This is a genomic window from Bacillus sp. 3255, assembly GCF_031456485.1.
Taxonomy (GTDB): Bacteria; Bacillota; Bacilli; order Paenibacillales; family NBRC-103111; genus Paenibacillus_E.
Genome location: NZ_JAVDUS010000012.1, coordinates 85,672 through 99,437 on the forward strand (window position 1 = coordinate 85,672; position 13,766 = coordinate 99,437).

11 protein-coding genes are annotated in these 13,766 nt (G+C 54.5%); 3 read left to right on the plus strand and 8 right to left on the minus strand.

All coding sequences use genetic code 11. The features are described 5' to 3' along the window. Nucleotides 1-156 precede the first annotated feature (156 nt). Together J2X61_RS18790 and J2X61_RS18795 are read right to left on the minus strand one after the other, a co-directional pair. On the minus strand, nt 157-1,023 hold the full coding sequence (locus J2X61_RS18790) for an AraC family transcriptional regulator (protein ID WP_310189736.1): 867 nt from the start codon (nt 1,021-1,023) through the stop codon (nt 157-159). Nucleotides 1,024-1,026: 3 nt separating this feature from the next. After that, on the minus strand, nt 1,027-1,680 hold the full coding sequence (locus J2X61_RS18795; protein ID WP_310189739.1) for a TetR/AcrR family transcriptional regulator: 654 nt from the start codon (nt 1,678-1,680) through the stop codon (nt 1,027-1,029). Nucleotides 1,681-1,824: 144 nt separating this feature from the next. On the opposite strand from J2X61_RS18795, the gene J2X61_RS18800 reads away from it, so the two are divergent. After that, nucleotides 1,825-3,330 (plus strand): DHA2 family efflux MFS transporter permease subunit, encoded by a 1,506-nt coding sequence (locus J2X61_RS18800; RefSeq protein WP_310189743.1) that lies wholly within the window; start codon nt 1,825-1,827, stop codon nt 3,328-3,330. A gap of 57 nt (nt 3,331-3,387) precedes the next feature. On the opposite strand, the gene uraA is transcribed toward J2X61_RS18800, so the two are convergent. The 3 genes from uraA to J2X61_RS18815 form a co-directional block, all read right to left on the minus strand. Further along, the gene (gene uraA / locus J2X61_RS18805; protein ID WP_274469629.1) at nt 3,388-4,656 is read right to left on the minus strand and encodes a uracil permease; all 1,269 of its coding nucleotides are present in this window, start codon (nt 4,654-4,656) and stop codon (nt 3,388-3,390) included. 69 nt (nt 4,657-4,725) lie between these two features. Continuing rightward, nucleotides 4,726-7,638 (minus strand): DEAD/DEAH box helicase, encoded by a 2,913-nt coding sequence (locus J2X61_RS18810; RefSeq protein WP_310189745.1) that lies wholly within the window; start codon nt 7,636-7,638, stop codon nt 4,726-4,728. Further along, a complete protein-coding gene (locus tag J2X61_RS18815; RefSeq protein WP_310189748.1) occupies nt 7,635-9,182 on the minus strand; it encodes an SWIM zinc finger family protein in 1,548 nt (515 codons plus the stop codon). The genes J2X61_RS18810 and J2X61_RS18815 overlap by 4 nt, the downstream gene beginning before the upstream one ends. A 272-nt stretch (nt 9,183-9,454) precedes the next feature. Between J2X61_RS18815 and J2X61_RS18820 the strand changes: the two genes are divergently transcribed. Next, complete coding sequence (locus J2X61_RS18820) at nt 9,455-9,832, plus strand: IDEAL domain-containing protein (protein WP_274469625.1); 378 nt, start codon at nt 9,455-9,457, stop codon at nt 9,830-9,832. Nucleotides 9,833-9,911: 79 nt separating this feature from the next. Here J2X61_RS18820 and J2X61_RS18825 read toward each other — a convergent pair whose 3' ends face one another. The 3 genes from J2X61_RS18825 to J2X61_RS18835 all read right to left on the minus strand — a co-directional run bounded on the left by J2X61_RS18825 (nt 9,912) and on the right by J2X61_RS18835 (nt 12,799). After that, on the minus strand, nt 9,912-10,691 hold the full coding sequence (locus J2X61_RS18825; RefSeq protein ID WP_310189752.1) for a 3'-5' exonuclease: 780 nt from the start codon (nt 10,689-10,691) through the stop codon (nt 9,912-9,914). Nucleotides 10,692-10,737: 46 nt separating this feature from the next. Beyond that, on the minus strand, nt 10,738-11,889 hold the full coding sequence (locus tag J2X61_RS18830; protein WP_310189755.1) for an MFS transporter: 1,152 nt from the start codon (nt 11,887-11,889) through the stop codon (nt 10,738-10,740). A gap of 91 nt (nt 11,890-11,980) precedes the next feature. Further along, on the minus strand, nt 11,981-12,799 hold the full coding sequence (locus tag J2X61_RS18835; protein ID WP_274469620.1) for an AraC family transcriptional regulator: 819 nt from the start codon (nt 12,797-12,799) through the stop codon (nt 11,981-11,983). Between the two features lie 131 nt (nt 12,800-12,930). Here J2X61_RS18835 and J2X61_RS18840 point away from each other — a divergent pair, with 131 nt between their 5' ends. After that, nucleotides 12,931-13,758: a phytanoyl-CoA dioxygenase family protein gene (locus J2X61_RS18840; RefSeq protein ID WP_310189758.1), complete on the plus strand. Its 828-nt coding sequence runs from the start codon at nt 12,931-12,933 to the stop codon at nt 13,756-13,758. The last annotated feature ends 8 nt before the right edge of the window (nt 13,759-13,766 follow it).

Below are 13,766 nucleotides of genomic sequence, written 5' to 3' on the forward strand. Positions count from 1 at the left end.
GTCGCACACCTCGGCAGAAGTAGCCTACCTCATCCCAAAGCCACACACCACGCAAAAGTAGCCCGCCTCATCCGAAAGTCGCACACCTCGCCAAAAAGTTAGCCCGCCTCACCCAACGTAACTCACTTCACCCCAATCTAGCATCCTCACATCCCATCACCCGGACAAGTCGTCTCGCTCTTGCATTTTCGGCTTCAAATCGCGAAAGGCCGTCGGTTTGAAGCCGGTTTGTTCACGAAACATGCGGGAAAAATACGATAATTCCATGCCGAGCGCATCGGCAATTTGCGAGACGTTTAGCTCCGTCGTCATCAGCAAGTCTTTGGCCTTCTCGGAACGCAGATGGTTCATATATTGAATGGGCGAGTAGCCGGTAAATTGTTTGAACGCATTGATAAAATAATTGGGATGATAGTGCGCAATGCGCGACAGGTCATCGACGGACACATTTTCGGCGAGATGCTGCTCCATGTAATGCAGGACTTTGTTCATCTTCTCATAGGTCGGCGTGGACGTCAGGTTCAGCTTGACGAATTTGTTCTGCTCGATAAAGTCGGCGATAAAGGTCAGCAGAACGGAATAAGCTCTGAATTCCGACGTCAGACTGTCGCTTTGGCGGAAAGCGATGAGCTGCTCGAACGCCGCTTCCAGCGCCGCCGGATCTTGAACTTGAATGCAGGGGTTCGTCTGCATCAATTGGAACAGATCCAAATCGCCGATTTTGGCCGTAAAATGACACCAATATTTGCCGAAGGTATGATCGCTTATCGTGCCGTACGCTTGATCGCTTCCGGCAGGAAGCAGGTACAGCTCGCCAGGCTTGGGGTAATACGTCTTGCCGCCGATCTTCACGTAGCCTTCGCCCTCGCGAATAAAATACAGCCGGTTAAACGGACAGGCAGGATTCTCATCCTGCCAGGTTCGCTGGACTTTGGTATAGGCGGCGTAAGATAAATCAAGCTTCGCTTTGGCGAGATATTTCTTCCAGAACGTTCTTTCGCTCGCATTCATGCTTGTCTTCATGACCTATTGTCCTTTCACGAAAAGCCGGCAAATACCGTCGATGAACTGTTCTTTGGTATATCCGAGCACTTCGATGTGGTATAAGTAATGATCCGGAACAACGGAAGCCAGAATCGTATTGGCGGTAAGGGTCACATCGAGCGGTTCCATCTCCCCTTGCTCGATCGCACGGGCAAGCAGCGGAGCGATCAAGTGATGAAGCCGCAGGAAGAAAGGCTTTTTGTACAGGGAAAAGCTGCGCTTATCGGTGTGCATGGACACCACTGTCGCGAGCAGAGGCGCTTTCTCTTCGACGAAGTCAATAATGCGGACGATGGCGAGCCGCAGTTGCTGAAGCGGGCTTACGCCCGGCATAGGTGCGGACAGATCGGCTTCCATCGAATTGAGGAACTGTGTCGTGGACGAGCGCAGCAAATCGCTGCACACGTCGCCGATATGCGCATAGCGCCGGTAGAGCGTACCTTGGCCGACGCCGGCTTCTTTGGCGATTTGATGCATGGTGACGTTCTCAATCGGATGGGTTTGAAAAAGCGCCCGGGCCGATGTCAGGATGCGGCGGCGATATTCCGAATCGCGTTCCTCGCGACGTCCGCAGGCGGGACTAGCGTCTATATCAAGATCGTATAAGGATTGTTCATCGTTCTCTGGCTGTTTCATGTGGGTTCCTCCCGGACTAACGATTCTTAACAAAAAAGATATATTTGACATTGCGGACAATTGTCCGTATTATGTGGATTGCGGACAATTGTCCGTTCTCATTGTAACATGAGAGACGCGAAATTGTCGAAGGAGGCGTTAAAATTGAGTCAACCGTCAACATCCGGCGCACCCCAGCCGGAATTCAAGATGACAAGTATTTTAGTACCGCTCATCGCCATCATCTCGGGGATCTTCATGGTCATCCTGGATTCGACGGCCATGAATGTCGCTTTATCGAAGCTGGTCGTCGATTTCCAGACCGATCTGCCGACCATTCAATGGACGGTTACCGGCTATATGCTGGCTACCGCCGCAGTCATTCCGCTCGCAGGCTGGTTGTCCGACCGTTTCGGCGCCAAGCAGGTGTTCTTGACTTCCGTCGTGCTATTCACGGTTGCGTCCGTATTATGTGCCACACCGAACAGCGCGGAGTGGTTGATCGTTTTTCGTATTTTGCAAGGTTTGGGCGGGGGCTTCGTGATGCCTGTCGCCATGGCGTATGTGTATCGTCTGAGCCCGCCGAACAAAATCGGCCAGGTCATGGGGATGCTCGGCGTGCCGATCCTGCTGGCGCCGGCAATCGGACCTATTTTGTCCGGTTGGCTGGTGGAATATCATTCCTGGCACTGGATCTTTCTCATTAATTTGCCTGTCGGTATTTTCAGTTTAATTTTCGGTTTGTGGAAGCTGCCGACGGCAGGGCGGAAAGCTGTGGCCGGGTTCGACTTGCCGGGCATGATTCTCGGACCGATCGCATTCGCTGCGCTATCTTACGGGATTACACAAGGTGCCGAAAGCTGGACCTCCGTGAACACAATTGGCGGTATCCTCATCGGTGCGGTCGCATTAATCGCATTCATCATCGTGGAACTGAAAGCGAAAATTCCTTTGCTGGAGCTGCGCATCTTCAAGTCCGTTGACTTTTCATTCAGTATTTTCGTGCAATGGGTGCTGCAGTTCTCCCTGTTCGGGGCGATTTTCCTGCTGCCGCAATTTCTGCAGCAAGCCCGCGGGTATGGAGCGTTCGACACCGGTCTGACGCTGTTCCCGCAGGCGATCGCATCCGGTCTCATGATGCCGGTCGGCGGCTATTTGTTTGACAAAATCGGCGTTCGTTGGCTGGTCGTTGCCGGCCTCACGCTGGTTTCCGGCGCGATTTATCAATATTCGCACGTTGACTTGACGACCGAGGGCAAAGATCTGCTGCTGCCGCTTATTATGGCCGGCGCCGGCATGGGCCTCATGATGATGCCGCTGAATTCGCATCTGATCAAGAAGGCTCCGCAGGAGCTTGTCAGCCGGGTTACGTCGCTCACGAGCGCTATGCAGCAGGTGGTCAACTCCTTCGCGGTGGCTACCCTTGTGACAATCCTGTCCTCGCGCGTCACCACGCTGATTGCGGAGAAGCAGCTGGCCATCGCGGGTCCCGCGGATATGACGAAAGCGATGCTGGCCGGAGCGCCGGAGGCCTTCGGCTATACATTCCGCGTGATGCTCTTTATCGCCGTCGGCGGCATCTTCCTGGGCTTGTTCCTGCGCCGCGGGCAGCAGCAGTTCAAGCCGGCAGAGGAAGGCAAGCGCGAGGTTGCGTTGGAAGGACTTCATTAATTGCAGCCAAAAAAACCTAGCGGGATCGTGAAATACGATCTTCGCTAGGTTTTCCGTTTATTCGTTAGACAGCTTCAAGATGTCGAGCAGCTTGAAGAACAAGCTGAGCACAATGGCCACAATCGTCGCCAAAGCCATCCCTTTCAATTCGAAATGCCCCAGCTTCAGCGCCGCGCCGCTAAGTCCGATGACAAGCACGGCCGTCGTTAGAATCATATTAACCGGCTTCGCATAGTCGACCTTCGTTTCGACGAGCATCCGAATGCCCGAAGCGGCAATGATTCCGAATAGCAGCAGGGATACCCCGCCCATTACCGGAGTTGGGATCGTCTGAATCAGCGCGGAAATTTTGCCGACAAACGACAGCACAATCGCGAAGACGGCCGCGCCGCCGATGACCCAGACGGAGTATACCCGGCTGATGGCCATAACCCCGATGTTCTCCCCGTAAGTCGTATTCGGTGTGGAGCCGACGAGGGAGGACAGCATCGTGGAGATACCGTTACCGAGCAGCGATCTGCTGAGCCCAGGATCTTTGGACAAATCTTTGCCCACCATATTGCTCGTTACGATCAGATGTCCGATATGCTCCGCAATGACAACCAGCGAGGCGGGTGCGATGATCAAGATGCTCGCCAGATCGAAGGTTGGAGTTGTGAACGTCGGGAGTTGGAACCATTGGGCGGCGTTCCAGGTTTCTTGCACATGCACAAGTCCCAGACATGCTGCAAGGACATAGCCCAGCACGATGGCGACAAGAATCGGAATGACCTTGAGCAATCCGCGGAAGACGATGGAACCTATCACCCCGACTAAAAATGTGAAAATGGATACCGTGATCGCCGTCATATCGGGGCTCCAGGCTTCCTTGGCATCGGCCGGGCCGATGATTCCCGCCATGGATGCGGCCGTAGGCACAAGCTCCAGTCCGATGACAGACACGATGGCGCCCATCGCCGCAGGAGGGAATACCACATCGATCCAGCGCGTTCCCACAAAACGGATGAGGATGGCGATGATCGTAAAGATGAGTCCGACCACGAGGAAGCCGCCTAACGCCGAGCTGTAGCCCTTGGAACCAAGGACGACGAAAACCGGCGATAGGAAGGCGAAGCTTGACCCTAGAAAGGCGGGAATTTTCCCTTTGGTTATCAAAATATAAAGCAGTGTGCCGATTCCGTTCATAAGCAGAATCGTGGCGGGATCCACATGAAACAGAATCGGAACCAGCACGGTGGAGCCGAACATCGCAAACAGATGCTGCAGGCTGAGGGGGATGCTTTCGCCTATGGAGGGGCGTTCATCGACTTGAATGATACGAGACACGGTGATACGTCATCCTTTCTGTAACTTCTCGTTCGCTATCTTACCACAAATCCTGCTTGCAGGTAAGCCTTACCACTCTCTGCGGAGAGCAAACAGGTCGTGCAGCTCGTCATTGGAGAGCTCTGTGATCCATGCCTCCGAAGTGGAGATGACGTTCTCGCTCAGGCTCATTTTGCTTTCCAGCATGTCGTCGATTTTCTCCTCCAGCGTCCCCAAGGAAATGAACTTGTGTACTTGAACGTTCCGCGTCTGCCCCATGCGGTATGCACGGTCTGTCGCTTGGTTCTCCACCGCCGGATTCCACCACCGGTCAAAGTGAAACACGTGATTGGCGGCAGTCAGATTCAGCCCGACGCCGCCGGCCTTGAGCGACAGCACGAAGATACCCGGTCCGTCCGGGGCTTGGAAGGTGTCGATCATCTTGTCGCGTTCCTGCTTCGGCGTGCTGCCGTTCAAATACAGGACCGGCTCGCCCCGCTGCGCCTGGAGGATGTCGGCCAGCATACGGCCCATGCCGACATACTGCGTAAAGATCAGGCAGGAGTCGCCTTCATCGCGAAGCTCACCGACCATAGCGACCAAACGTTCCAGCTTGGCTGACCGCAGGATGAAAGCATCGCGGCTGCTCTCTGCCAGCAAGCTTTCTTCGGTGAGCCCGGCTTCCTTCGTCAGCAGGACGGGATGATCGCACAACTGCTTCAGCTGGGTCAGAGCTGACAGGATCGCGCCCTTGCGCTCCATGCCTTCGAGCTGCCGCATGCGTTCCATCAGATTCTTGACGGCTTGTTCATAGAGAGCGCCTTGTTCGGCGGTCAAATGAATATAGACCTTCATCTCCTGCTTGTCCGGCAGATCGAGCTGGATCGCGGGATCTTTCTTTTTCCGGCGGAGCATGAACGGCTTGACGAGCTTCTGCAGCTGCTGCGTACGTTCTTCGTCCTGATGCTTCTCGATCGGGTTCGCGAAGCGATGCTGGAAGCCGCGCTGGGTCCCGAGGTAGCCGGGATTCAAGAAGTCGTAGATCGACCACAACTCCGACAGCCGGTTCTCGATCGGCGTTCCCGTCAAAGCAATCCGGTGCTTCGCCTTGAGCGAACGGACTGCGGCCGATTGTTTGTTCTGGGCGTTCTTGATGTTCTGGGCTTCATCGAGACAGAGCGAGCTCCAGACGGTCTCCTGCAAAGTTTCTTGTTCCATCAACGCCGTCGTATACGAGGTCAGCACGATGTCGGTATGCTGCAGTACTTCCGCAAGCTTCTCGCCGCTCAGACGTCCTTTGCCGTAATACAACAAAACCCGCAGCTCAGGCGCGAAACGCGCAAGCTCCTTCTGCCAGTTGCCTAATACGGAGGTAGGGCAAATGAGCAGCGCCGGCTGCTCCGATTCCGGTTTATGGTGCAGCAAATAAGTGATGAACTGGATCGTCTTCCCGAGACCCATGTCATCGGCCAAGCAGGCGCCAAGGCCGAACTTGCGCAAGTAGGTCAGCCAGGTGAAGCCTTCCCGCTGATAGCTGCGCAGCTCTGCCCGCAGTCCGGCCGGCACCGGAATTTCCTCCAGCTCCGAAGGCTGTGCCAGCTGCCGCATAAGCCCCATCAGATGCGCGTTAAGCTCGACTTCGAGCTGTATTCTAGCCTCATCCTCCGCGTCATCCTCTTCCTGGCGGCTGCCATTCGGCGCAGGGTCTTTCTCGGATTCCCGCAGCAGGTGGAGCTGGAATATGTCAAGCAGGGACAGTCCTTCCTGCGGGTCGACGCTTGCCATCAGCCTGCGGATCTGTTCGAGCAGCGCAGGGTCCAGATATACCCATTGCCCGCGGAAGCGGATCAGGCGTTCATTCCTGGATAGCAGCGCAGCGAATTCGCTTTCGCTCAGCTCGGCGTTGCCGATCGCGATGCGCCAGTCGAAGTCGACTAAGGCGTGCACGCCGAAGAGCGAGCGGCCCTTGCCTCCGGCTTCGGAAGAGACTTTCGCGCGCAGCCGCGGTTTGCGTTTGGAGGCGGCCTCCCACCAGCCGGGCAGCATGACGTTCCAGCCGCCGTCCAGCAGGAAGCGGCTGTGGGCCGTCAGGAAGAGCCAAGCTTCTTCGTCGCTCAGTGGCCCCGCCAGCAGCTCTTCGCCGCTGCTGCCGCTAGGCAGCGCTTCGGACAGCCGCGCGGCCCAGCCGGCAGAACGCTCACGCACATAGGGGCTCCAGGAGCTGTCCCATGTGCCGATGGCGCTGCCCTCCTTGGTGAGCCGTATCGGCGCAAGCACCGAGCCATCCTGCTTGTCCTGCAGCACAAGGCGCAGCCGCCAAGTGTCGTCTTCTTCGTCCGGCTCCAGGAGCTGCAGCGCAGGGCGGAACGGCGCCGTGTCCGGCCGCCAGCCCAGCGAGGACAGCCATTCCTCCTCGGTCATGCCGGTTAGGGCCGCGCCTTGTTGGAACAAAGCGGGGTAGTCCCTCCGCAAATCGGACAAGGCGGCTTCGTCCGCGTAATGTTTGGTGGAGACAGCGGCGGAGAAGGCGGCCCGAAGGCCCTCCGCTCCGGAGCCGAGTCCCTCGACGTGCCGGAGTGTCGACCAATCCAACGCTCGTAACGCTTCCGCTTCCGTGTCCCATGACCAGCCTAACGTTCCTCTCCGAAAGTCTTGCAAGCTGGGCACGTAACGCCCCTCGACGGCTTCCTGATAGAGCAGGGGAGCGGCGGCGAGCAGAACGGTCGCAGCGGCATTCCCTTCGTTCATCTGCATGATGCCCATGAACGCAGGCTCGGCGAAATACGGCAGAACCATTTCCGCCGGAAGCACAACGACGGTCAGCTCGCCGGCTTGCCGCAGCTCCAGCGTAGTGCCGTAATAGGACGGCTCATGCCAGGCAAACAGCAGATTTCGCAGCTGTTCGCCCGGTGCTTCACGTCCGTCGAGTTCACCCCAGATGAGGGCGTCGCCGCGATCGGTCATCGTGATATGTAGGGTCAAGTCGTGCAAAATGACGTTCATTCGAGCAGTTTTCCTTTCTTCAGTTCCTCTTGCAGAGCGCGCAGCCTGCTGTGACGGTCCGCGAAACCGTCGAGGAAGGCCGCCCAGCGTTCGGGCTGCTTCAATTTTTTGTATACCTTCCCCAGCCGTTTCAGCAGTTTAACCGCGGCTTTGTAGTCGTGGCGGTTCTTCAGGCCGACATAATGATGAACCGCTTGATGATAGTAGGGCAGCAGCAGCTGCGGCTGTTCCTTCTCAATCGGCTGCAGCACGCTGACACGGTGAAAGAGCGGATCGCGCCCCTGGGAAATTTGCATTTCCAGCCACGCTTTCCAGTTGCCCCGCTCGTACAGAAGCTTCTCGATAAGCCAGAACGAGCGGGGCAGCAGAGCTTCCAGCGCCTGCCACATCTCGCCTTCCCCTTGCGGGACGTGCTGGATAGCGATCTGCCAATATTTCGCATAAGTATCGAGTTCCCGGGTGCGCGGATTGCTGAAGAATTCGTTCGATTTCTTAAGCCAGTCTATCAGATCCGCGTAGCGGCGGGATTCAATCATATAATCGAAGAAGCTTACAAAAAGATAAGCGGGCGTGTCCTTGAAGGACGGAGCCGCTTCGAAGAATGACCATGCATCGTTCGGTTTATCCGCCACAAGCAGCAGGAACGTGTTCGCCGCATGAAGCGAAGGCGTCGATGCAGAGGGCCAGGCTTCAAGCTCCTTCCGGGCGTGAACATGCGCCGCAGTGCCGTCGGCTTTGCGCCACGCTGTCCAGAGTGCCGTGTAAATGCCGAAATCCTGATAGCTGTGACCGGTTTGCTCGGCCATTTGCTGGCGGATATAAGCAAGGGTCGAGGTAAGCCGATCTCCGGATTGCTCCAGAGATAATCGCAGTACGTTCGCTTTCAGCCAGGTCATAATATCGTCATAGACCTTGTAGATGGTTGACGATGTGAAGAAGCTGGCGCTATGGGAGCTTGAGTTCTTAATTTTACGGAGCAGGAACAGCTCCTGATGCAATTCGAAGAAGGCACGGTCCTGCGCGGAGAACGGGATGTCATACTTGCTTAACGCTGCCAAATGATTGCGCAGCTGGAGTACATAGCTGCCTTGATCCAAGGCGGGCTTGAACTGAATTGTCAGGTTGTCGAGAAATTGCTGCCAGGCGGAAACAGGCAAGTTCGGCAGCTCCAGGATCGCTGACTCGGATGAGGCTGCCGCTGCGGCGCGCTTCATATGCATTTTGGCATTCATGATGTGCGCAGCCGGGTACCCCAGACGATCCCCCAGCTCCATCATCACGGCGGCCAAATGCTTGCAAGAGCGCCCAACCGGACATGTGCACCGGCTTGCGGCAAGCTGATCCAGATCAAGCGTTACGCGGTATGAGTCGGAATCATCGACCTTGGCCTGCACCATCCGCACTTCCGCCATACTGAGGGACACGACCTGACCTAGTTTAAAAGAAGTAAATCCCCGGCTAAGGGTCACATCCGTATAAGCTTCGGCGACATGCGCCAACAGCTTCAACCAATCTTCATCATGTAAAAGGGGAGAGGCACTCATGGTTGATCTCCTTGCTAAAAATGGAGTAACTAATAACCTTCTTAGTATAAATAGTGGAGGTTATAAAGTAAATTTCGTATTGTATGAAAAAAAATTCATAGAATAGGATCGCTAGGTGAATAAATGAAGATTGGAAGAGTCATAATTGGAGTATAGTGTGCGGAGCCGCGAACAACATAGGGAATTCAACATATACCGCATTGACAATTCTTACTGTAACAATTATAATTACAGTATAGAAGTTGAACAAAATAACGCTAAGGCGGTGTTGGATGATGAACTATCAAATCAGTGATTGGGTTATGGCCACCACGAATCAAGATGAAATGCTGCACGGTTATGTTGAATCCATTGATGTGCTTGGAGGTATGACTCGTATTTACGTGATTGCATCCGACCGTGAATCAACGATTGGAAAAGTCATGGAAGTAAGTACGCAGGATGTCAAAAAACTGCCAGTAAGCTCTCTGGATCTCGAGGAGCAGGTGAAAAGCTTGATTGATGTCGCTTTGGCCGTCAGAGACGAACAATGGTTCTTCGAGTTGACGGGGAAATTGCTTTCTCTTCAACAACATGGATCGAAGCGCAATGAACAGGATGCACTCCCGTCTCTAGCGTTCCGCAATCGCTTGGGCGTCGATCAGTTATAATAAAAGCCAGTCCCGGACATGTTCACATGTCACGAGGATTGGCTTTTTTTGGTGCCGCCGGCAGCGGCGGATCGTCCGTTTATTGTACAGGCGCCTTCTTAGCGCTTGGCTTCACTTTGGCCATCTCCGTATCGAACAACGCTTGCAGCTCGGCAATTTTCCGCGGATCGGTAAGCGCCATCTTGTCCGTAAAATAATGCTCTTGAATGAGCTCCCAAGTCGGCACCTGCTTCTGGGCCGTTATCGTGCGAATCGCCGTCTTGAGCAGCTTCCGTTCTCTCGCATTGCTATATACGTCGACGTATTGCTGCTTCCGGGCGAAATCCAGCTTGTCGAAGACGGCGCGGAACACGAGTGACGTCATTCGTGCGTCATCCAAAGCCCGGTGCGCGGATCCTTCCGCCGCGATCTCCAGATCGAGCAGCGCCGCCTCGACGCTTACGTCGTTCGTTACATTTTTGTAGCGGATGTATCCCTTCAATAAATCGAAATAGTCGGCATTCATCCAGTAGGAATCATCCAGTTTGTGCATCCGCGTATCGTAGACGATGCGCTTCAGATCCTCGCCTCCCCATGTGATGAGGAGGAATTGCTCGCTGCGGTTGAGCCAGTGGATGAAATCGGCGATCACTTTGCGAAAGCCGGCGGCTTTATCGATATCCTCCTGCGGGATGCCCGTTTTCTTCTTAATAAATCCGTTCAGCTTCGAGAAGTAGACCGGCTTGATCAACGCCGCGAATTCATCGACAGGCTGAAGCGCCTCATTCAACCGGACAGCCCCGATTTCTATAACCTCCATCGGCAGTTCGCTGGCAAATTTCCGGCCGTTAAATTCGATATCTAACACAATGTAATCCATGATGCAGCCCCCGTTCTTCTATTCCTATCATTGTATCAGAAAATGTTCAGGCTGCCATCTTTGCTTTTCCATAGACTAGGCGCAGCATGAGACTGAAGGCCAAACCGGCGAAGGACATGATAGAAATGCAGAGATAGAGCGACTGTCCGCCGAATACCTCATAGAACCATCCGCCGGCATAGGAGGCGACGATACCGGATACACCGAAGAACAGCAGAGCAAGCACGGTCTGTCCGGTAGCCCGCCATTCTTCAGGCACAATGCGGTACAAATATTGAATCGCAGCCGAATAGAAAATCGGGAACGTGAACATCTGCAGCAGCTGCAAATAGACGAGAGCATGAGGTTCGGTAATCCATGCGGACAGGAAGAAGCGAATGAAATAGAACAGCGCCGAGAACGCGATGATGGCAAGCTCCTTGCCTTTGCGCAGCCACCAGAAGCTCAGGGCGAAGACGAGTATTTCGCTGCCCGCCGCTAGAAACCATGCTTGTCCGACAAGGTCCGGGCTGCCGCCTAAGTTGCGGATATAAACGCCAAGAAAGGTATCATTAATCCGCTGAGGAACGGCAACAATAAAGATTAACACCATAAACCAAATCGTTTCTTTATTTCCTAGGAAATTCTGTAAGCTCTTCAGTGTAATCGGTTTTCCGGTGACTGGGGCATCGGGAAGAGCCAGGCAAATGACAAGTGAAATGAGGCCGATCCCGGCGAATAACAAGCCGAGGCTATTCAGCCCTAGATACTGAATGGCATACCCGACGGCGAGCGACATGACGGCATAACCCACTGCGCCGAACGTTCGAATAGAGCCGTAGTTGACGCCATTGGCTTCCGCCGTTTGAAAGTTCAAGCTTTCCGTAAGCGGGTCCAGCGGCATTAAGAAGAAATACAAAAACATCGTAAACAGCAAGAGCACGATGAAGCTGTTCGATGTATACAAGAAATACCCAACTAACGTGGAACAGACCAGCAGCAGCAGCATGACTTTCTTGATGGTTTTGGTTTTGTCGCTGATCATGCCCCATAACGGTTGCGAGAAAATAGTAATGATCCCGCCCGTTCCGATGATCAGGCCGATCTTGGAGGCCGGCAGCCCTTGCGCGTCGAGATAAACCGGCAGGAACGAAACGAACATGGCCAGCAGCGCAAAATACAAAAAATTGAATGAACGCAGTAAATTTGAAGAACTCATGATGACCTTAACCTTCCCGGATGAATTAGCACTTGATGCTGTAAACATACATTCTATCATGATCCGCAATAGATTCCAAAGCATAAACGAATCAAGAACGCATCGCCGACGGCGCTTTCCCGGTTACTTTTTTATATTGTCTGCTAAAAAAATAAATGCTGCGATAGCCGAGCGCCTCCGCAACCTCGTTGACGGTCATGCCGAGCTTGAGCAAATAGGTCGCGCGTTCGATTCTTTTATCGATAATGAAGGATTCAAGGGATTGTCCCATGATCTCTCTGAATTTAATTGAGAAGTAACGCGGGGAAAGATGGGCCAGCTTGGCCAATTGCGCGATGCTGAAAGGATGTCCGGGGTCCTGCATGATGTGCGCGGCGACGTCGGTCATCACCTTGTGCATCGAACGCCGGGCGGTATCGCCAAGCGCCTGATTAGCCGGAGCCTGACGCTCGAACAGCAGCAGCAGAAGCTTCAGCAGCATGACCGCTTCCTCATGGGAGCCATAGGCTCCACTCATTCTGACATGGATAAAACGGTCCAGATAGGACTCATAGGCTTCGGCGGAGTCGAAATGCACGTGGGAGGGAAGCGGGATAATGGCATCCTCGATCTTACTTCCCTGATCACCAGTGTTCCCTTGAACCGCAAAATGGATGTAAGTAACGGTTAACGGCTTGTGCGGATTGTGAGCGGCACTCGTAAAATCTCCAGGCCGAAATAGAAAGCAATCGCCCGGACCGACCTTTCGCTCCGTGCCGTTCAAGGTTACCTCGCCTTCGCCATCCCATACATACCACAGATCAAAGTCATGAAACGGCTTGTGGGCGCGGTGCCATCTCCAATTGGGCTCGCATACCACCTTGCCGAAGTAATCGCCGAGAACGAGCTCACGCACTGTGAACGTCGACATCACGATCCCTGCTTTCTTATGTAAAATAGTGCAAACCGTCCAGTGCTTTAATGCATTTATTTTACTATGATCCGTATCTATAATAAAGCTATAATCCTGCAAATAAGTTAAATGGAAGGGACGGGAGGCTTATGGCGAAAGCGAGCACGCCGGAAGAAATCTCGGCAGAACTGTACAGGTACGACCGGATTGCGGAAAAGCTGCAAGGCTTCGGAGAATGGGGACCTGAGCCGTTGAACCGGTACCGCATGGACGGATTCATGGCTGTCGAGCATGTGCTGAATGAGGATGAGATACAGTCGGCCAAGGATGCCTTGCACGAGCTCATTTTCGTCGATGCCAAAGGGGCGCAAATCCAGTTCACGAAGCCAAGCAGCGAACTGAGGACGCCGGAGGAACGCGAGCTGGCCGTGCGGAAGGTGCACGAATTCGTGGACGGCGACGAGCGGCTGCGCCGGATCGCCTATCATCCGGCGATTATGGCCGCCGTTGAAGATATATTGGGCGATGAGCCGCTGCTCGTACAGGACATGGCGCTGCTCAAACCGCCGCATGGCGGAGGCGAGAAGCCATGGCATCAAGACATGGCCTACGGGAATCTGGCCTACGATAAGCAAGTCGTCGGCGTGTGGATCGCCTTGGACGAGGCGGCGCTGGACAACGGCTGCATGCACGTCATCCCGGGCTCGCAGGCGGACGGGGCGACACCGCATTATGCGGTGCGCGATTGGCAGCTGTGCGATGCGCATGTAGCGGTCGAGAAGGATGTGGCGGTGCCGCTATTGCCGGGGGGCCTTCTTTTATTCCACGGCTTGCTGAAGCATGGAACCCCTTACAATCTTTCGTCCAAGCGACGGCGGGCCTTGCAGTACCACTATGTGGGCAAGTCAGCGGCGAAGCTGACGCCCAAAGAGTACAAAAGGTTCTTCACCAACGAAATGACCGGTGCCGAATGTTAATGAAGTAG

Excerpts from the sequence above, each read along its gene's own strand:
- J2X61_RS18790 (WP_310189736.1), bottom strand. The coding sequence starts at position 1,023 with ATGAAGACAAGCATGAATGCGAGCGAAAGAACGTTCTGGAAGAAATAT.
- J2X61_RS18825 (WP_310189752.1), bottom strand. The coding sequence starts at position 10,691 with ATGGATTACATTGTGTTAGATATCGAATTTAACGGCCGGAAATTTGCC.
- J2X61_RS18815 (WP_310189748.1), bottom strand. The coding sequence starts at position 9,182 with ATGAGTGCCTCTCCCCTTTTACATGATGAAGATTGGTTGAAGCTGTTG.
- J2X61_RS18795 (WP_310189739.1), bottom strand. The coding sequence starts at position 1,680 with ATGAAACAGCCAGAGAACGATGAACAATCCTTATACGATCTTGATATA.
- J2X61_RS18820 (WP_274469625.1), top strand. The coding sequence starts at position 9,455 with ATGATGAACTATCAAATCAGTGATTGGGTTATGGCCACCACGAATCAA.
- J2X61_RS18830 (WP_310189755.1), bottom strand. The coding sequence starts at position 11,889 with ATGAGTTCTTCAAATTTACTGCGTTCATTCAATTTTTTGTATTTTGCG.
- J2X61_RS18840 (WP_310189758.1), top strand. The coding sequence starts at position 12,931 with ATGGCGAAAGCGAGCACGCCGGAAGAAATCTCGGCAGAACTGTACAGG.
- J2X61_RS18835 (WP_274469620.1), bottom strand. The coding sequence starts at position 12,799 with ATGTCGACGTTCACAGTGCGTGAGCTCGTTCTCGGCGATTACTTCGGC.
- J2X61_RS18810 (WP_310189745.1), bottom strand. The coding sequence starts at position 7,638 with ATGAACGTCATTTTGCACGACTTGACCCTACATATCACGATGACCGAT.